The sequence below is a fragment of the Seleniivibrio sp. genome (assembly GCF_021209385.1).
Lineage (GTDB): Bacteria > Chrysiogenota > Deferribacteres > Deferribacterales > Geovibrionaceae > Seleniivibrio.
Window position 1 is genome coordinate 1 of the sequence record NZ_JAJOIL010000016.1, and the last position, 19,950, is coordinate 19,950.

General features: G+C 47.3%; 15 protein-coding genes. 7 read left to right on the plus strand and 8 right to left on the minus strand.

Translation table 11 applies throughout. The annotated features are described in order from the left end of the window. Positions 1 to 624 precede the first annotated feature (624 nt). Entirely contained in the window at positions 625 to 3,681 is a 3,057-nt protein-coding gene (locus LRY47_RS04480; protein ID WP_295222966.1) for a DUF1566 domain-containing protein, read from the minus strand. Between the two features lie 284 nt (positions 3,682 to 3,965). On the opposite strand from LRY47_RS04480, the gene LRY47_RS04485 reads away from it, so the two are divergent. Genes LRY47_RS04485 through LRY47_RS04505 form a run of 5 tightly spaced genes read left to right on the plus strand, consistent with a single transcriptional unit; the run spans position 3,966 to position 9,017 of the window. Continuing rightward, positions 3,966 to 4,412 carry a hypothetical protein gene (locus LRY47_RS04485; protein ID WP_295222968.1) on the plus strand — a complete coding sequence of 149 codons (447 nt, stop codon included), beginning with the start codon at positions 3,966 to 3,968 and terminating at the stop codon, positions 4,410 to 4,412. Positions 4,413 to 4,451: 39 nt separating this feature from the next. Continuing rightward, entirely contained in the window at positions 4,452 to 5,720 is a 1,269-nt protein-coding gene (locus tag LRY47_RS04490; protein ID WP_295222970.1) for a tetratricopeptide repeat protein, read from the plus strand. 10 nt (positions 5,721 to 5,730) lie between these two features. Then, positions 5,731 to 7,302 (plus strand): FapA family protein, encoded by a 1,572-nt coding sequence (locus LRY47_RS04495; RefSeq protein WP_295222971.1) that lies wholly within the window; start codon positions 5,731 to 5,733, stop codon positions 7,300 to 7,302. Beyond that, a complete protein-coding gene (locus tag LRY47_RS04500) occupies positions 7,303 to 8,601 on the plus strand; it encodes an oligosaccharide flippase family protein (protein WP_295222972.1) in 1,299 nt (432 codons plus the stop codon). Positions 8,602 to 8,603: 2 nt separating this feature from the next. Beyond that, positions 8,604 to 9,017 carry a SoxR reducing system RseC family protein gene (locus tag LRY47_RS04505; RefSeq protein ID WP_295222974.1) on the plus strand — a complete coding sequence of 138 codons (414 nt, stop codon included), beginning with the start codon at positions 8,604 to 8,606 and terminating at the stop codon, positions 9,015 to 9,017. On the opposite strand, the gene LRY47_RS04510 is transcribed toward LRY47_RS04505, so the two are convergent. Further along, a complete protein-coding gene (locus tag LRY47_RS04510) occupies positions 9,004 to 10,014 on the minus strand; it encodes a transglutaminase-like domain-containing protein (RefSeq protein WP_295222976.1) in 1,011 nt (336 codons plus the stop codon). The two genes, LRY47_RS04505 and LRY47_RS04510, sit on opposite strands and share 14 nt — an antisense overlap. A 68-nt stretch (positions 10,015 to 10,082) precedes the next feature. Between LRY47_RS04510 and LRY47_RS04515 the strand changes: the two genes are divergently transcribed. Continuing rightward, positions 10,083 to 11,450, plus strand: a complete 1,368-nt coding sequence (locus tag LRY47_RS04515) for a TIGR00341 family protein (RefSeq protein ID WP_295222978.1) — start codon at positions 10,083 to 10,085, stop codon at positions 11,448 to 11,450. A 2-nt stretch (positions 11,451 to 11,452) separates the two neighbouring features. Here LRY47_RS04515 and LRY47_RS04520 read toward each other — a convergent pair whose 3' ends face one another. Beyond that, positions 11,453 to 12,742 (minus strand): hypothetical protein, encoded by a 1,290-nt coding sequence (locus LRY47_RS04520; RefSeq protein WP_295222979.1) that lies wholly within the window; start codon positions 12,740 to 12,742, stop codon positions 11,453 to 11,455. A gap of 174 nt (positions 12,743 to 12,916) precedes the next feature. On the opposite strand from LRY47_RS04520, the gene LRY47_RS04525 reads away from it, so the two are divergent. Next, on the plus strand, positions 12,917 to 14,443 hold the full coding sequence (locus LRY47_RS04525) for a tetratricopeptide repeat protein (protein ID WP_295222981.1): 1,527 nt from the start codon (positions 12,917 to 12,919) through the stop codon (positions 14,441 to 14,443). Positions 14,444 to 15,125: 682 nt separating this feature from the next. Here the strand turns inward: LRY47_RS04525 and LRY47_RS04530 are convergent. The 5 genes from LRY47_RS04530 to lysA are packed head-to-tail and all read right to left on the minus strand — an operon-like array spanning position 15,126 to position 19,924. Continuing rightward, positions 15,126 to 16,136, minus strand: coding sequence for a hypothetical protein (locus LRY47_RS04530; protein WP_295222983.1), 1,011 nt, complete (start codon positions 16,134 to 16,136; stop codon positions 15,126 to 15,128). Between the two features lie 6 nt (positions 16,137 to 16,142). After that, the gene (dapB, locus tag LRY47_RS04535) at positions 16,143 to 16,943 is read right to left on the minus strand and encodes a 4-hydroxy-tetrahydrodipicolinate reductase (RefSeq protein WP_295222985.1); all 801 of its coding nucleotides are present in this window, start codon (positions 16,941 to 16,943) and stop codon (positions 16,143 to 16,145) included. After that, positions 16,940 to 17,812, minus strand: coding sequence for a 4-hydroxy-tetrahydrodipicolinate synthase (gene dapA / locus LRY47_RS04540; RefSeq protein WP_295222987.1), 873 nt, complete (start codon positions 17,810 to 17,812; stop codon positions 16,940 to 16,942). Before dapA ends, dapB begins: the two co-directional genes overlap by 4 nt. A gap of 27 nt (positions 17,813 to 17,839) precedes the next feature. Next, entirely contained in the window at positions 17,840 to 18,658 is an 819-nt protein-coding gene (dapF, locus tag LRY47_RS04545) for a diaminopimelate epimerase (RefSeq protein WP_295222989.1), read from the minus strand. A 6-nt stretch (positions 18,659 to 18,664) separates the two neighbouring features. Next, positions 18,665 to 19,924: a diaminopimelate decarboxylase gene (gene lysA / locus LRY47_RS04550; protein ID WP_295222991.1), complete on the minus strand. Its 1,260-nt coding sequence runs from the start codon at positions 19,922 to 19,924 to the stop codon at positions 18,665 to 18,667. Between the last annotated feature and the right edge of the window lie 26 nt (positions 19,925 to 19,950).

Below are 19,950 nucleotides of genomic sequence, written 5' to 3' on the forward strand. Positions count from 1 at the left end.
TCATACCCACGTGTCCGGGGATAAGATCGGTGAAACTGGAACAGATGCCTATGTGCGCTCTGCCCATGCTGCTTTCCGGCATACCCGTGCCATACATAAGTGCTCTGGCGGGTGCTCTGTCTATGCCGACTTTTGTTCTGTCGCTTCTCATATTCACCTCTTATAAAAAACTGCGTCGTGCAGTTTTTTATCAAACGCTTAACACAGGCAGAAGCCTGTGTACGCTCACACTACGCTTGGTTTCACCGCAAAGCGGCTCAACCAGCACTCCGTGTCGGCGCGTCCTGCGCCTCCGACACTTTCACCTCTGTAAGAAAATCCACCCCAACCATCCTTTTAACAAAGAAGGGAGCTTTTTCTCCCCCTTTAGCAAAGGGGGAGAAAGGGGGATTTACATTCTCTTTTGCAATCGTTGCAGACTGCTTCGTGCAAGCCCTCGCAGAGACAAAAAGCCGTCATTGCGAGCGTAAGCAAAGCAATCTTATTTCAATACACCCCGAAAAGTTCAGGGCGGCTTAAAAAATTTAAGTCATATAATCTATCACAGCATGGGGCGTATATCAAACACTAAAATAATCTTTTTAGCGAAAAAAAGGGGCGCACGCTGCACCCCTTAATTGATTTTTACAGTCCGCCCCGGACACACCGGACATTGTAACTTTCCGAAGATTTAGCACCGAAATACATAGCGGGATAATCGAACCAGATTGTCCATGCAGCCTCGACTGCGCCGAAAACCTTATATGTGGACGAAGACCAGTAGCCGCTCCAGGCGGTATTCTGGAACACTGAGCTTATTGCAGGTTCGTGAGCGCTTTCTTCCCTGATAGACAAAAGCTCTCTGATGTTGGGCATTCTCCAGTCAGCATAGCCGCCAAGTTCTTTGTTTTCGCAATAGCTTATTGCGTCTGCCCACACATCTGAAACTGATGCGGCCTCTGCATCGTCCTGCCACATAAGCCCTGTGTTATTGTCAGTCACTATCTCTTTCGTATCATTCCTCACGAAATCTGCAGCGGGATATGAATTACCGCGGACACATAAAACATGAAGCAAATCAGTTCCGATATACGTCTGCGAAACACCGTCACGGAAATACATTCCCCAGTAATTTCCGTACGTACCATCGCCTTCTGCTGTTGACGACCAATAGTATGACTGGCTGACATTTACGAAGGCGGAATTTAACGCCGGACTGAACCCGTCGTAATTTACGATGGTCTCCAGTTCTTCGATTGACGGAAGCCTCCAGTCGCTGTAGCTGTCGATGGTAAGGTCTGCACAGATAGTTACAGCATTGTCCCATGTATCCGAATAATCATCCCCGTTATCCTGCCACATAAGACCGTTCACATTGTCCACGATAGCGGCATCTGTTACGCTCTCTCTGGTGTAGTCAGGATCTGCACCCGCCTGATATGCTCCGTCCTGCCCGCTTAAAAGACATGCCGCAGCATCAAGGAGCGTTCCTGCACTGTCCCAGCAGCTTGTCTGCCCCGTTTTGGTCATTACCCATGAAACTATCGTAAGATCGAACGTAAGCGTGTTTACACCGCCTGTTCTGCCGTCGGATACTGTTATGACTACATCTTCATATACACCCGCTTCCGCTGTTCCCGAAACCGCACCTGTAGAGGTGTCGATTGTCATCCACGTCGGATTGCCGGATATGCTGAATGTAAGGGTGTCGCCGTCATCGTCACTTGCCGTGGGCGTGAAGCTGAAAGCCTCACCGCTCATAACTGCAGTCGGTGTGCCGCTTATGGACGGTGCATGGTTCTGAACTTCTATATCGAACGATGCCAGAGATACGCTTGCCGTACCGTCTGAAACGCTGATAACTATATCGCTGTAAGTTCCGCTCACCGTGGGAGTACCAGCAAGCGCTCCTGTAGTTGTGCTGAACGTTGCCCAGTCAGGCTTATTCTCAATGCTGAAAGTAAGAGTATCGCCGTCCGCATCAGCCGATGTGGGCGTGAAGCTGTATGCAGTGTTGACATACAGGGATGTCGTCGGAGTACCTGATATTGTCGGGGCATTGTTGGGGTCTTCAACCGTTATGCTGAACGCCGCAAGGTCTGTTGTGGCTATGCCGTCGCTTACGGTTATTATTATATTGGTAAACGTTCCGGCAGTTGTCGTTCCTGTCAGCCCACCTGTTGTTGTGCTGAATGTCGCCCAGCTCGGTTTGTTCTGTATGCTGTAGGTCAGAGTGTCGTCGTCTGCATCACTTCCCGTCGGTGTGAAGCTGTATGATGCTCCTGTATCCGCCGATGCCGACGGAGTGCCGCTTATTGATGGCGTACGGTTTGTCACCGTGATTGTAAATGCGCCCATACTTGTGTTGTCAGTACCGTCTGAAACCGTTATCACTATGCCGCTGTATGTACCCGCAACCGCTGTGCCTGTCAAGGCTCCGGTACTCTGGTTGAACACCGCCCAGTCAGGCTTGTTCTGTATCGTAAACGTAAGGGTATCGCCGTCGGCATCAGCCGATGTCGGCGTGAAACTGTACGAAGCGTTACGGTATACTGCTGTCGTCGGCGTGCCGCCGATGGTCGGTGCATTGTTTTCAGCAACCGTCTCTGTCACAGTAATTGTGAACGGAGTCAGACTCGCTGAATCCGTCCCGTCCGATACGCTGATGGTTATTCCGGCATAAGTGCCTGTAACAGCCGTTCCGGTCAATGCTCCGGTTGCCGTGTCAAAGCTCGCCCAGTCAGGCTTGTTTTCTATGCTGAATGTCAGAGTATCGCCGTCCTCATCACTCGCCGTTGGGGTGAAGCTGTAGCTTTCGCCATCGGCTATGGTGTATGTGGGCGTTCCGCCGATTGTCGGTGCATTATTTACGGTTTCGTCGTCACCCGGTGTCGTCTGGCAGACATCGTTGCTTTTGACTATCTCACACACTGCCCCGAGACTGCCTAACCCGCCTGACGGGATAAAACAGGTCATCTGATAGCTCGCCAAAGCGGCGTTGGCATAGGTCATGCCGTAAACTTCCGCCAGTTTTGTTGTCATGGCAGTTTCAAGAGCATCACCGTTCCATGAACTGCCTATCTTCATATATATATTGCTGTCAACTGTCAGACCGCCGAATATAAATATCTTTGACAGTCCCACTGCTGATATTGCGTCGGATATTTCCGCAGCGGTGTAGCAGTCTGTTGACCAGCCCGTGCCGGTTCGTTCAGACGAGCCCATATATGCGCTGTTGAGATTCTTCGCATCGCTGCTGAAACCTGTCGGCAACCCGCCGTTCCGTTTGAGAACCAGCCCAAGATTATAGGAAGTCGCCCGCTCGGAACTGTATTTCACTTTTTTGTATCGGGGATATTGTGCCGCCAGCTCGGAAGGAGTGCCAATCAGCACGATATCTTCGTAAGTACCGCTGGCGTCCGATATGTAGACAACTGATTTGCCGCCGCTCTCCGTGTAAGTCAGCTTAACACCGCTGACCGGCTGCCCGTCCTCGTTCAGAGCGGCAACTTCATAAACGATCCCCAAAGAACTGCTTGTAATGTAAGATTTTCCGGAACTGTCCGTAACGGCGGATACGCTGTCTCCGCTGAATGTAACCTCGGAACTAAGATTCTCATCCGATGAAGAACCGCTGTCTAAATTGAAACAGCCTGAAAGCACAAGAAAGCATGCAAAAATAGCAATATGAATTAGTCTCACTGTAAATACCCCCGCATACATAAAAATAACCATATAGAGATAACCGAGTTAAACACATAAGTTTTAATTGTCAACATGCATATATGTGAATTTTAACAAAAAGAATATCAGATCACTTTTTCTTTCATTTTATCAATTTGTTTAAACATCAGCGAAAAAATATGTTGTTTTTATGTGTTTTGATGCATGCAGAATTCTGAAACCGTGTAACAGAGGCAAACGTCTAATATTAATTGCCTCGCCCCCGCCCGCATGATATAAAGGTATATATTCACGGGGGAAATATGACGTTTGAAAACTACTTTGACATGGCAGTAAAGACTTTCAGATCAATGGCAATGGGGCTTTTTCTTTATCCGCTCTTCGTTGCTCTTGCCGAAACGCTGGATATGAAGGTGCATTATTACCTGCCCAGACCCACTGTCGACCACTTGGGGATAGCTTTCATCATCATAGCTGTAATTTTTTTCCCGCTGTCAAACGCACTTCTGCCGCTTCTGCGCAGAAAATGCGGACGTTCGTGTGATCTCGGCAAAAAACTCATGATAGCCTCCGTCATAACCGCGGCAATGGCGGAAACAATAGCGCTGTTCGGACTTGTCATATATATAGTGTCAGCGGACGTGCGTTTCTTCTATCTTTTCTTTGTTCTCTCTCTTGTGCATCTTTTCATGCACAGACCGAAGATGGAGCAGTGGCAAAGGTATCTTGACGATCTCAATAAAGATTAAGTTCTTTTAAAATTGGTCTTTTCTTGATAAAATAAAAGTATGGCATACAGAAGTTATATAAAAAAAGTCCCCGGATTCACCTTTCTGGGACCAACCCTTATATTTGCCGGAATGCTAACCGCTTCGGACACAGGGCTTACCTATGCTCTGAATCCTGAGATGGTTCTGGACGAAATGAGCCGCAATTTTGCTGTGTTCTATTTCGTCTCCACAGCATTTTTCAGCTTTCTTCTCATGCATGCGGGTTATCTGCTGTACAACGGTATGGTATACAGCAGGTATTATGCAAGCATAGTTCTATACGCATGTCTGACTGCTGTTCTTGCCCGTGTTTTTCTTCTCGGCACAGAGCCTGCGCCATGGAAAATATATCTGGAGGCAGGATGCCTGGCAGTCGCTCTTCTTTACCTTGGTCAGAAACAGTTCCGTGTACGTTTTGAATACAAACGCAGCATTCTGGGCGTCACAGTCTTTTTTACATGGGTAATGGTGATGATGTCCGCAGGATACGCGTATATGCGTCTTAAAGACGGCTATACAGTTCTGCCGATCAACAGAATTTCATTTGAAGAATCACCATATAACGTAAACCTTACCCCGCTGCCTTTCAGCTTCGGTTTGCGGGTGCCGCCGAACTTCCACCTCTCTTCAATTGAGAACGAGGCAGGAACTCTTTCCGTTACATTCCACAATCCCGACTACGGATATATTATATTAAGCAATTTCTCCGCAATAACCCCCGTGTTCAAACGTATGAGAATATTGGGTTTTCACGATGAACTGGATTTCACCCGCAGGTTTTTCAACGAGACCGTCGGACTTGTTCCGCTATATCTGCGCAAGGCGATGACCAGCATGAACGTAAAGGAATACGACAGGGTTGACGTTGGCGGCATGTCGCTCCTTCTTGAAAAATCCGACGGCGACAACTCCATCGCACATATATTCCGCGGAAAAGAGCTTCTCGGTGAGGTAAATATCCTCTCCATCTCAATGAACGACACCGGACTTTACAACGAAATATTCTCCACGCTGAAAAGCCGTGAGCCGGAGACAGACGCACAGAAACTCTTTGAAGAGGGACTGAAACTCCAGAAAGACGAACACATTGAAGAGGCGAAAAGGCTTTTCGCATGCGCATCGGTGATAAATCCTGAAGACGCTGAATACAGATATGTGCTGGCGGAAACACTGGCGCTCACAGGGTACGTCTCAAGCGCAAAAAAACAGCTCGAAACATGCATCAAACTGTCTCCCGGACATCAGAGAGCGCAAAAGCTTATGGAAGCGCTCAACAAACTTAATTAGGGCAGAAAAAATGCCTGTAACAACCCTTAAAACACTTACTCCGCACAATGAACATGAGCTGAAAAAACTCCTCGAACACGTCTACGGCATAGAACAGGACTGGATAAACTTAACCTTCGACGAACAATGGCTTGCAACTATTGAAATAGAAACTGAAATGGACATAGACGCCCGCGTTGCCGTTGTTCTCTCCGAAGACAAAATGAAAGCTGAATTCTCACTCTTTCCTGCCATCAACAAAGGAAAAACCCTTAACAACGAAGCTGTTGAGAACTATCTCATAAAAGAGAAACGGCTCTCGAAGGAACTCTTCCACTGGGACGTCATAAAGCACTCAATTCAGTATTACCTGTCGGGTTATATTGTCGAAAAGGTTCTGATATCCGAAGGAATACCCGTAGAGGACGGTCAGGATGCATGGATGACCCTGCATTTTGAGATGGATGACAGGCGCCCGCGGGAACTTGACGACGGCAGAGTGGATTTCAAGGATATAAACCACATAGTAACGGCGGCGGAGAACGAACTGCTGATCTCTTACCACCCCGAAACGTCCGGCAGGGACGGAACCAAAGTTACCGGAGAAAAGATACCCGCCATACGGGGCAAAAAACTTGTAATTCATAAGGGCAGAGGCATATATTTCGACGAAGAGCGTCAGGGGTATGCCGCAAAAGAGGGCGGATACGTCATCTTTGAAAGCAACAGACTGAGCGTTAACCCCATCTATTCGGTCTACGGCGACGTGGACTATTCTGTAGGCAACATAAAATTCGACGGCACCGTATCCGTATCCGGCGACGTGCTGAGCGGATTTGAGATACACGCCAAAAACATTGTGGTTTGGGGAATTGTGCGTGACGCGCTCCTCACCGCTACGGACGACATCACCGTTAAAACCGGTGTAAAATCCACAGGCAAATGCGTTCTGAAAGCCGGAAGACATATCACCGCCGGATTCATAGAGAATTCCGACGTTGAGGCGGTTACAAGTATAACAATAAAAAATTACTGCATTAACTCGCATCTCAGATGCGAAGGCGAAATAACAGCCACATCCGGCGACGGCACCATAAGCGGCGGCGAGATAAGGGCGTTTTCGTCAATACACGTCCGCAGGCTTGGACTTGAGCAGGGACCGCAGTTCAAAGTTTTCGTCGGTGTAAAACATACTCTGGAAAGCAAACTGGAAACCGCGATGGCTGATAAAGACAAGCTGGAACAGATAATAAGGGAAGCCGACGAGAAAATCCGTGCGCTGGCAAAGGCAAACCCTGACATAAAAAAGAATCCTAAGCTGAAATCCATCATAACATCCAGAACCCTTCTGATGAAAAAATACGAAACTATGGATGAGCGGGTAGATCAGATGATAAAATCGTCGATGCATCCTATGCCTTTCATCCGCGTTGACCAGTCGGTACACGACGGCGTTACAATAGTTTTTTACGGCACCGAGAAAAACTTCACCGAAACCGAAGGATCGGGAAAGTTCGTATTTGACAAAGCGACAGGTAAAATTGTAAAGCTGAAAGCGGACGCCGTTCTGGAAAGCACGGTAACTGAAGTCAAGCTGGACTAAGTGAAACAATACATTGATAAACTGAAACAAAGACTGCAGGGCGACGGAGCGGCGGGAGTATTCCGCAACATGCTCATCCTCGCAACCGGAACAGGGGCGGCAAAGGCAATAGGCTTTCTGGCATCACTTGTGGTCACAAGGCTTTTCACGCCGGAGGACTTCGGCGTAATGTCCCTTTTCATAGCTTTTACATCGCTGATAGCCCCCATTTCAACCCTTTGCTATTCGTATGCAATTCCTCTTCCGAAAAACAGACACCTCGCGGTGAACATCATTCTGATGAATTTTTGCATAACAGCCGTAATGACAATGCTCACGGCTCTGGCATTCATCTTCGCAGGAAATTACATATTCCGCGCGGCAAACGCCGACGGTCTTCAACCATATGTCTGGCTTATAATTCTGACTCAGTTTTTCGCAGGAATATATGAAACGCTCAGCAGTTTCGCCACACGCGAACGAGCTTTCAAACCCATCGCCAGAACCAAGATGATACAGGCGTTCTTCGGGGCGCTGGTAAAGGTGGTTTCAGGTTTTGCCCACTTCGGCGTTCCTGGGCTTTTAATAGGTCAGGCATACACTCAGGCTGGAGGCAGTTTTGTTTATTACAAAGCATTTAAAGAAACACTCCGCACATCATTGCACAGGGTAAGCATAAAAAGAGTAATAAGAACCGCAAAGATATACAGAGATTTCCCTATGTACAGACTGCCTTCGCAGTTTCTGCTGACATTTTCCATTCAGGCGCCTCTGCTTATGACCGGAAAACTATTCGGTATGGCAACAGTGGGGCAGCTGGGGCTTGCCACATCTGTTCTGTCACTGCCTGTCATACTTTTCGGTGTGTCCGCAGGACAGGCATATTATGCAGAAGCCGCGCGCATAGGTGCAAACAATCCCAGAGAGATATACGATCTTTCAAAAAAGGTCGCTAAGAAACTGTTCATAGTCAGTCTTCTGCCGTTCGCGGTTTTACAGCTTGCAGGCGAACCTCTTTTCGTGCTTGTTTTCGGCAAGGCATGGCACCAGTCCGGTTCATTCGCCTCCATGCTTTCCGTATCGCTCCTTGCACAATTCGTCGTAGTGCCTATCGTAAATGTTCTAAGCGTTCTGGGCAAACAGGGCATGTTCCTTATGTTCAACATCATGCGCACGGTCAGTATAGTCGTTCTGTTCTCGGTGTGCGGCTGGTTCAGCATGCAGGCGGACACTGTTATACTGATATACAGCTTCGTGCTGGCATTAAACTATGCGCTGATGGCGTTTGTGATCTTCAGAGTGATACGGAGCAGATTTTAAAAATGGCGGAACTTCTTAAACATACAGGCGTGGTTATCAGCGTTGATTCCAACCGTACGGCAACTGTCGAGGTGATGCGCGAACACGCATGTACCGGATGCGGTGAAAAATCATCATGCACAATGTCCGACGGAAACAATGTACGCATCACATTTAAAAACGCAAACGACCTTGCAAAAGGCGACCATGTTGAGATAGCCATCGACAGCAGGAGCTTTTTCCGCTCACTGCTGACAGTTTACGCCGTCCCTCTGGTTCTGATGCTGGTCTTTGCCGCCGTTGCGGATTCCGTTCAGAAAAATCAGCTCGTCACAGCCGCTTCGGCACTCGCCGCACCAGCCGTATACTTCCCTATGCTGAAAATATTCCGACGCGGAAAAGTTTCGCAAACCTACCGAAAAGTCACCACGCCCTGACTACCTCTTTTTTCGCATGCACAAATTTCGGCATCTCTTCGCCTATATCCGCACCCGAACCCCTGTATGACGGGTCGAGCATTATACACGGCATCTTGTCAAACTCATACTGGCGAACGTTCGGAGCATGAACCGATTCTATCTGAACCTTCACGTCTGCATCCCCTTTGCCGGAAAGCATCAGCACGGCACCGTTTGAAGGAAACGCGCACTCTTTACTGAAGACCGTTACATCATCCGCGGAACAGTCGGGATAATAAGTCGAAGGTTTCTTCTCCATATGCCTTTTCTGGTCGAGCTTTGACGGAAACACCATAATGCCGAACCGCTGGTTCGACTGGGCTATGATGCGCACACGGCTGTTCTTGCCAAGTTCCATCAGCATGTACTTATTATCACTGACCTGAGTTGCTTTATCGTACACAACGTTATAGACAGGCTCGAAAACATGACCGCCGTTCAGCCCGCACGCCATGACATACATATGCTTCGGAACCGCTATAAGATATGGTTTCACTCCGTTCACACTGTTTAGCATGGAGGCGAGGAGAATTGACAGATCTTCACAGTCGCCGCCCTTTCCCAGTGTTTCATAAGGCGGAAGAATATTGTTAACCCCGTTGGGTTCGCCCACATACGGAACGTTGCCCCTGACATACTCAAATATCTTCTGCACCTTGCAATATGTATCATCTCCGCAGGAGGCTGTAATATTTGCAACAAGCGCTTCCAGAGCGGGATCATCCTTATAAACCTTTGAACTGTACTCATAAAACGGCGAACTCCTGTCCGTCGTTTTAAGAAAAGATTTCAGCGATGATTTCCCGTTTTCAGGCTGTGTCTCGGTCTCCGTAACTGTCAGCACAGGAGGGTGTTCCTCTTTCACGACCTTTTTCAGTGCAGAAGAGTTGTTCAGAAACGCGACATAATGGTCGGGAAAAAATGCAACGTACATCATCAGAAGAAAAATTATAAAAGATACTATTTTAAATTTCATGACAGCTCTTTATATTTATTGTCAGTTTTAATATTTAACTGATACAATTTGTGATACAGGAGTATCATATGACAAAATTTGAGAGATTTCTCCAGTTTTTCAATATAGAAACTGAACCGCAGTTCTTTGAGGATCTTTATCTCCAGTCGGAAATGACTAAAACCTATACGGTTCTTCTTCTGCTGGCGAACTTTATAGCCCTTTTCGGGCTTATAACAAACAGCGTGGCGGTGATCATCGGCGCGATGCTTATATCCCCTTTGATGGGTCCCATCATCAGCTTCGGTTTCGCATACATCACATCCGAAAAGATACTCATGAGGCAATCGCTCACTACAATCGGGAAAAGCCTCGTATACGTTATACTGTCCGCCGCTGTCCTCTCGTTTATCTCACCGCTTAACGAAATGAATGAGCAGATACTTGCCAGAACAAAACCTAACCTCTATGACCTTTTCATAGCCGTGTTCTCCGGTCTTGCTGTTGCCGTCAGCTACCTTTCAAAACGGGCAAGCTCTTTCTCCATAATCACCGGAGTCGCCATTGCAACGTCGATCATTCCACCCTTAAGCGTAGTGGGATTCGGCATAGGTACGGGCAACTGGTCGGTGTCTGTGGGATCGTTTCTGCTGTTCTTCACCAACTTCACGGCGATAACCGCCACAACGGCTTTGAGCGGTATTCTGTTCGGAAACCAGTATTTCCAGCATCTTAAAGATTTCAACTACGTCAAAAAACGGCTTATCATGATAGTTCTGCTGATACTTGCCATCTGCCTGCCCCTCTCTTTCACCCTTAAACAGTCGGTGGAAAACATTAAGATACGCAGAATCGTAAACAGTGCAGTGGGCAGTATAAAAAACGCAACGGTATTCAACGTCAGCTACAGTATGGACAAGGACAAGCTCACTCTGAATCTTGCCCTTGCCTCCAGCAAGCCGCTCACCCACGACGAAACACTTCTGCTCCGGTCTGAGATAGAAAGCAGACTGGGCAAAAAAAGTAACATAAACATCACACAGGTGGCACTGAAAGAGGATATCATCAGCAACACCAGAACCATAGTTAAGGCCGAAAAGCGGATAGTACCCGAAGAGACGGTGAAAAGCGCATCAGATAGATTTCTCAAAAAGACGGTCGGGATAAAAAGCGGCATAGAAAAACTTCTGGCTCCGGCAGAGGTGACAGATTACAACGTGGTGCTTAAATCAGACGGCACAGCAGTGATGCAGCTTAAAGTGATAAGAGAAACACCTGTTTCGCCGGAAGAACTTACGATGCTGTCAAAATTCGTCTCTACCAATTTCAAATACAACATGACGGTGGAAGCGGAAACCACCGTTCCTGTTATAGTGGAAGAAATACCTGAACAGCAGCCGGAAGCTGAAAAAGAACCTGTGAAAAAAGAGGAACCGAAAAAACTGAAGAAAAAGTAACGTTAGTCCTTTTTCTGAAGATTGTTGTAATATGTGCGCATTTTTTCTGTGAGAAATTCGCAAGGGTAGTAGATCCCTGCGGCGTTACCAACACCGAAGTCACCCTCGTCGGTGGAAATGCTCTGTTTTTCGGGTATGAATGTTTTGTGCAGACCTGAATAGGCACACTCTTTGTCGCATATCAGCCTCACCGGCATCATGTCGCCTGTAATACCCCATACAAGGGGCTTCTGAGGACATGCCTGCCTGAGTTTGAAAGCGTATTCAAGAAGCTGCTGTTTCTTCATAGGCAGAAACAGCCTGCCCAGCAGTTTTACTGAATCTATATCGGCATATCCGGCATAGGCGAGTTCATACATCACCTTATGTACCTCTATGCTCCCTGTAGTGTACTTATTCTTCTTAACTATATCCACAAACAGATTGACCGTCATAAGGATACGCATGAACGGGTTCTCCGCATTCTCCTGAATGTTAAAAACAGGAATTTCGTTATCATCACGATAGCTGTATCTGTGGAGTATCGCCCTGTAAACCTGCGGGTCGCGGCAAAGTTCCGATGCTATCTGAGCCGACTGGTGGCTTTTAAGCGACGCGTCAGAATCCTCCATTGCATATCCTGTAAAAATACCGGAATACTGCATGAAGGTTGTAAAAGTCATATTATGCATAAAATATTCTTTATCGGTGACGGAAGAGAGTCTGTTAAGATGCATGGAGGCAATGATAAGTCCGAGAAAGGTTGTATACACCGAGTTGGAAAACATATTCATGTGTCCGTCGATGTTACGCGCCATTTTAAGCAGAACCGTGATCCCCTTCGCGTTATCCATCACCTTTGCCAGAAAGCTTTCGAGACTTTTGCCTATCTTCGTCTTGTGGTCAACGTATTCATGGAATGCCTTGAATTTACCGCCGGCATTTTTAACCCTGTCCAAAGCTCTTTCAATACGTCCCTCAACTTTCAGTCTGTAAAGTTCCAGCACCTCGTCCGATACCTGAACCGCAAAAGAGGACGTTATGAATGACGGATTGGCAACATATCTTTCAAGGAGCGATTCAATATATTTCTCTACAGGAACATCTTTGTTTATCAGTATGTTCCCGCCCATATCACGAAGCTCGTTCGCCATGGGAACGTTGTGGGTAAATATGCTTATATTGTGGTATTTCAGGTATTTGACAAATTCAGACGCACCCTGAACCGTCAGGCGGTCACGAAGTGTGCCTTCAGACAGATCCAGGTCGGCAGCAAGCATTTCAAAAACGTTGGCGTGGGAAATAGTCTGCATCAGCAGCCTCTTTAATCATCTGGTTAAAACAATTGTATTAAAAAAAATCATGAATATCAACATATATTTACTGCATAAAAATTGTGCAGATGAACAAAAAAAAGGCAGTTTTCTATCATTTGTCATATGTGCATACTTGTGCTATCTTTGAAAAAACATCAGACGGACGTGAAAATGCAGAACGCAACACCCGAACAGATACTCCATGTGGCGATGCAGTACCACAAAGAGGGAAAACTGGACGCCGCCGAAAAGCTTTACAGGACAGTTTTAGAGGTTAAACCACATGCGGCGGAAGCATGGTTTTATCTGGGGATGATACAATATGCCAAAAGAAACCATTTTGAGGCGGAAACATGCCTTAAAAAAGCTCTGGAACTCGACCCGAAGAACGCCGACTACAGCAATAACCTCGGCGAAATCTACAGACAGAACGGAATGCTCGATCAGGCGGAATACTACATCCGCAACGCAATAGTAATAAACCCAAATCAGGCGGACGCATACGCAAACCTTGCACTCATCTGCAAAGCACGGGGCGATTACGACTCAGCAAAACTTCATTTCTCCCGTTCTCTCGACATAAACCCTAAAAACATCAACACTATAGTAAACGTGGGCAGACTGTTTTTAACGCTTGAGGAATACGACGATGCCGCAGAATGTTTTGTAGCGGCACTCAGCATTTCACCTGACAATCCGGACGCACTGCGCGGATGCGCACAGAGCCTCTATGAAAAGGGAGAATACAACACAGCCGCAGCCATGCTGAGCAAGCTCACCGCAGGCAAACCGGACATGCACAGGGAAAAGGTCGATCTGGCACTCATAACACTCCGCAACAAGGACTTCCGCAAAGGTTTTCAGCTGCTGGAATCCCGACTTAAACACCTTCCGCACATTATGCAGGGGGATGAAAAAACTCTCTGGCGCGGAAATGACCTTAAAGGCAAAACGATCTATATCTATGACGAAAAAGAGGGACTGGGAGGCTTCGGAGACACTCTGATGTTCGTCCGCTTCGTGCTCGACCTTGAAAAATATAATCCCGAAAGAATAATTCTGCGGGTTCAGCCGGAACTCGTTTCGCTGACAGCCGCAAACATGCCGGAAAAAGTAACGGTCGTCGCAGAAAACTACGAGTCATTCAACTTCCATTCGCCCCTTTTAAGCCTGCCTCTGGTACTTAACGTCAGAGCGAAATCAATGACGCACGCCGATGCATACCTTAAAGCGGACGGGGCAAAGACAGCACATTTCTTTGATAAATCAACAAAAAACATAGGCATAGCATTTGCGACGGATAAATCACACATCAAACACGAAACACGGAGTATCCCTCAGGATGCATTTGCTCCGCTTCTCTCAAAAGATGGTGTAAAGCTTTTCTACATATCAAAACAGGAACCCGACGCACCCCTTGACCCTGCCATAACCGATATGCGCCCGCACATAAGCACTTTTGCCGACACGGCGGATGTAATAGCAAATCTTGATATGGTTATAACTGCCGACACAGCGGTTGCCCACCTTTCAGGAGCCATGGGTAAAGAGACCGCGCTCCTTCTGAACAGGCTCCACGACTGGCGCTGGTTTAACATAAAAACAGGTCAGAAAACCGTCTGGTATGAAAGTGTCACCGGATATGTGAAAGAGGATGAAATGAGTTGGGAAGACCTGATTAAAACAGTCACAGTATAATAGTTGAAATAAGTCACAGGATGTGGCTCACGGAAACAATTTTTAGTGATTTATTACCAGAGCATTTAACGAAATAAATGTCATATGCCGTGCAATAAGACAAATGCGAGATCGCGTCGTCGCTGTGCTCCTCGCGAAGACGAGCTTTCTATTCGTCTTTGCGAAGCCCTTTAGGGGTGAAGCAATCTCGTCTTTCAGTATACGACATAACTTAAGTTAAGTACTCTAAAAGATGGAGTGTGAGCAAAACAAAGGCTTTGTCGTTGTTTCGAGTTATTAAAAAAGTACACATATGCAATTTTTTAAATGCTTTTTTAACAAAAAAATTGGCGGAGGTTTCAGGACCTCCGCCTTTTTGTTTGCCCATCATCGGGCAGAATCTCCTGTGTCCACAGGCACCCTTAGCTGCGCTGCAAATCACATTTGCTTCCTCCCTTGTCTTTGAATTAAGACAGCAAATAACAAACTTCAGGGTGTATATATCGGATGATTTCGTCCGGGAAATTTCTTTCCTTTTCTGGCTTCATAATCGGACTATTCTCATCTTCTGATTACTAACATATAACATGGCGTTGTTAATTCAATATGTAAATATTGTTTACATCATTATTTTTTTATTGCATAACGAATTGATTTAAAAGAACTTTTAATAAGGCTGTTTAATTTAACCTGTGTAATAGCGTTATTGCTGTGAATTGTCAAAGAGATGTAATATATCTTTATTCATCTTTCCGTGAACGCTTATCCTATCCACACTATCGTCGTCTTCACACAGATCGTAGAACTTCTCGCGTTTGTTTTCGGCGCAAGGCGAGATGAACACCATATGATCTGCATTTTTTATAACTGTCAGTGTCTTATTGGGGATGATGGATGCAACGTAAAGAGCGTTCTTATCGCCTGTGACTACTGAATCGAATTCCGCCGCATAGACTGAGACAGGAATTTTTACGTTTTTAAACGAATCCCCGCCGAACAGCACACCATATGCCGGAGCCATAAGAACTGCCGCACGCAGATTCGGCAGAGTAAGGTTTATGTCCGCGTTTTTGAGCTTTGCAAGTTTCCTTTGATTTATAGGCAGGCAAAGAAGAACAGGCGAATCAGGTCTCTCGCAGAAGCTTTTCAGCAAGCCAAGATCGACCTTTCCGCCAGCAAGTACAGCCGCCGTGTAGCCGCCCATAGAGAAGCCCGCGACGTATATGTTACTGAATGCTTTCTTGTTAACAGTTCCCGACTTTCTCAGGTCTTCAAGCGAAAGAACGGCAAGTTTCGGACGAAGGTGTGCGGGATGAAAAACGGCATCTCTCTGTTTCAGTCCCCACATGTCGGGATATGTGAGCGTTACGACGGCATAACCGTTCCGAGCCAGATATTCAGCCGTATCGTGCTGTCCGTACATGTTCCCGCCGAAACCGTGTGAGAGAACCACAACCCCTTTAATATCCGCAGACACGGGTGAGTTCTTTGCCGCCGATATCTCATAAAGACCGAACTCATGTTTTGTTTCAGCCTGTTTTGTCGGATACCAGAGAGCGTATTCAAAATCGTGTTCCTGATAGGGTAGAGAAAAATATCTGATTCCGGCATTAGAGGCGAAGGCTGTGACTGAAATGAAAAAAAACAGAAGTGAAAGGACGGAAACAAAAGAGACTGCCCCGCCTCCGGTTTGCAGAGTACGAAGCAGTCTCATATTATTTTACAACCCTAAAACGTCGAACATGTTGTAAAACCCGTTGGGCTTGTCAGCAACCCACACCGCCGCGGAGATGGCTCCGTTTGCGAATGTGTCTCTGGTGTGCGCTCTGTGGGTTATCTCGATGCGCTCGCCCTGCCCGCAGAACATTACGGTGTGTTCACCGACTATGTCCCCAGCGCGGAGGGTCTGCATACCGATCTCTTTATCGGTTCTGGGACCGATGATACCGTGGCGGCAGTATGCGCCGTCTTTTTCAATATCCCTGCCCAGAACGTTTGCGATAACTTCACCCATCTTCATGGCTGTGCCGCTGGGTGCGTCCTTTTTCAGCCTGTGGTGGGATTCCACTATCTCGATGTCATATCTTTCGCCGATTGCTTTTGCGACCATCTCAAGCACCTTAAAGGTGAGGTTTACGCCAAGACTCATGTTCGGCGAAAACAGAACGGGTACCTTTTCGCCGAGCTTTCTGACCTCTTCGGTCTGTGCGGCGCTAAGCCCCGTGCTTCCGATCACAACAGGCTTTCCAACCTTTCCGTAGGCTTCAAGGTTTTTCATTGTCACCTCTGCGCCTGTAAAATCTATGAAAGCGTCGCAATCGCCGAGAGCTTCCTGCATATCGGACGTTATCTTAACACCTATTTTCCCGATGCCCGCAACCTCTCCCGCGTCATGCCCCAGAAAGGGACACGCGGAGTGTTCCAGAGCGCCGGAAACGGTGCATCTTTCGTCTTCGTTAATAAGAGCTATGATGCGGCGTCCCATTTTACCTGCCGCACCCACCATTGCTATTTTCGTCATATAATGCCGACCTGTTTCATCACGGCAGTGAGTTTCGCAGTTCCGGCTTCCGTCATAGGTATAAGGGGAAGGCGGATCTCAGATCCGATAAGTCCCATCATCTCCAGCGCTTTTTTAACGGGGATGGGGTTTGTTTCAAGGAACAGCGCATTGAACAGGGGCAGCAGTTTGTAGTGCAGTTCTCTGGCTGTCTTCATATCGCCTGCAACGAAAGCGTCGTAAAGAGCTGCGGCTTCCGCGGGGCAAACGTTGACAGATGCGGAGATGACACCGCTCGCGCCGATGCACATCAGCGGATAGTAAAGTGAATCCTCGCCTGCGAACAGACCGAAACCTTTTTCTGCATTGCCGAGGATTGCGCCTGCCTGATCCATTGAACCGCTCGCCTCTTTAATAGCGACGATGTTCGGGATTTTGGAAAGGCGGACAACTGTGTCGGGCAGCATGTTAACGGATGTTCTGCCGGGAACGTTGTACATAACTATCGGGATGTCCACTCTTTCGGCAACGTATTTGAAGTGCTGATAAAGCCCTTCCTGAGTGGGTTTGTTGTAATAGGGCGTAATGATAAGCGCACCGTCTGCACCTGCTTTTTTAGCGTGTTCAGTAAGGAACACTGTCTCATGTGTGGAATTTGAACCTGAACCGGCAATAACCGGAACACGTTTTTTTGTCTGGTCTATAACTATGTCGATAACTCTGCAATGCTCTTCATGGGTAAGAGTAGCGGATTCGCCTGTGGTTCCACAGGGAACTATGCCGTCCGTACCTCTGGCTATCTGGTATTCAACCAGATTTCTGAGAGCTTCTTCGTCGACCTGATCGTTTTTAAAAGGTGTAGCAATGGCAACAATACTGCCTTCAAACATTGGAATTCCTCCGGTATATATTCTTTGTCAATAATTTACAGCTTCTTCTGTCAGCTCGCCCGTGTATATGACTCTGGCTTCGCCCTCCAGATACACTTTGTCGCCTTCAAGATAAACCTTAAGCATTTTGCCGCTGGTTGTCTTTATGGTGACTGGGCTTTTCAGAAGTCCTTTAGATACGGCGAACATGGCACATGCAACGGAACCCGTTCCGCAAGCCATAGTTTCGCCTTCAACCCCTCTCTCATAGGTTCTCACCCTGAGATGTCCGTTGTTGTCCACGCCGCAGAAGTTCACGTTTGTTCCTTTTGGCGCGTAATATTCGTGGTATCGCAGAGCGGGACCGTATTTCATAATATCCACACTCTCTACGTCGTCGGAGAAAACAACGCAATGGGGAACACCCGTGTTTACGCTGTTAACCTCAAGTTTTTCACCCTTAACATCAAGGGTGTACGATTCTTTATAGTCAAAAGGCTGAGTCATTCGCACTTTCACGTCAGGCTCGCCTTTGATCTCCGCCTCTATTATCCCCGCAAGCGTCTCGAAAGACATTTTTTCGCCTGCGATACCGTTAAGGTATGCGAAGCGTGCCGCACAGCGGGAGCCGTTTCCGCACATCTCCGCAACGGAGCCGTCGGAATTATAAAACTGCCATGAAAAATCCGTTCCCTGTTTCGGAGCCTCAATCAGAAAAAGACCGTCCGCACCCACAGAAACACAGCGGGCGCAAGTCTTCACAACGAAATCAACAAGGTTGATGCCGTCCATTTTTCCGTCTCTGTTGTCGATGATGATGAAATCGTTTCCGGAGCCGCTCATTTTGTAGAAAGGGATTTTTCTCATATATTTTTACCTGTTCCTCAGAAATGCCGGAACCGATTCGGGTCCGGTCAGATCAGCATAGGTTTCTCTTCGTCTTATTATATAATACTTTCCGCCGCTCACAAGAACTTCCGCAGCTCTCGGGCGGGAATTATAGTTGCTCGCCATGCTCATACCGTACGCACCGGCGCTCAGAACAGCGTAAAGCCCGTCCACAGGTACATCCGCAATATCCCTGTCCCGCGCCAGAAAATCTCCTGTTTCGCAGATGGGACCTACCACATCACATGTTATCCTGTTTTCCGTTTCATACACAGGCTTTATGCCGTGGTATGCATCGTAAAGTGACGGTCTCGCCAGATCGTTCATGGCTGCATCAACAACCTTGAAATGCTTTGTACCCGAATCTTTTGTATAAAGCACACGGGTAACAAGAACCCCTGCATTGCCGGAAAGATTTCTGCCCGGCTCAAAGATAAGGGTTATGTCAAGATCGCCTACAGCATCCAGTATCGCTTTGGCGTAATCCTCATGTTTCGGTACAGTCTCGTCTTTATATGTTATGCCGAGACCTCCGCCCATGTCCAGATATTTTATATTAATTCCGTCAGCCCGCAAGTCTTTAATAAGGCTTACCATAATCTTTGCGGCATCCGCAAAGGGGGAAACATCCGTAAGCTGTGAACCGATATGGCAGTGAACACCCTCAACATCAAGACTGTCAAGCCCTGCGGCATATCTGAACTGTTCCCGCACTGTCTCAACAGATATTCCGAATTTATTCTTTTTAAGTCCTGTGGAGATGTACGGATGTGTCTTGGGATCAACGTTAGGGTTAACCCGTATCGCTATCTTTGCGCGCTTGCCCAGCTTTCGTGCTTCGTCGTTAAGTACGTCAAGCTCCTGCTCAGATTCGGCATTGAACATAAGTATGCCAGCCTCAAGCGCCTCGTGTATCTCCTGCCTTGTTTTGCCCACTCCGGCAAAAACTATCTTCTGCGGGTTAATCCCTGCCTTAAGCGCTCTGTCAAGCTCGCCGCCTGAAACTATGTCCGCACCAGCACCGAGAGACGCAAGAAGGCTCAGAATACCGATATTAGGGCATGATTTGACCGCAAAGCAGATTATCCTTTCGCGTCCTTCAAAGGCATTGCTGAACGTATTGAAACTGTCTGTAAATGATTTTGCGCTGTAGACATAAAATGGCGTGCCGATCTCGGAGGCTATCTGCTCAAGAGAGGTATCCTCACAGTACATTGTTCCGTTTTGATAAGTGAAATAATCCATTAAGGCTCCCGAAAATCACCAGATAT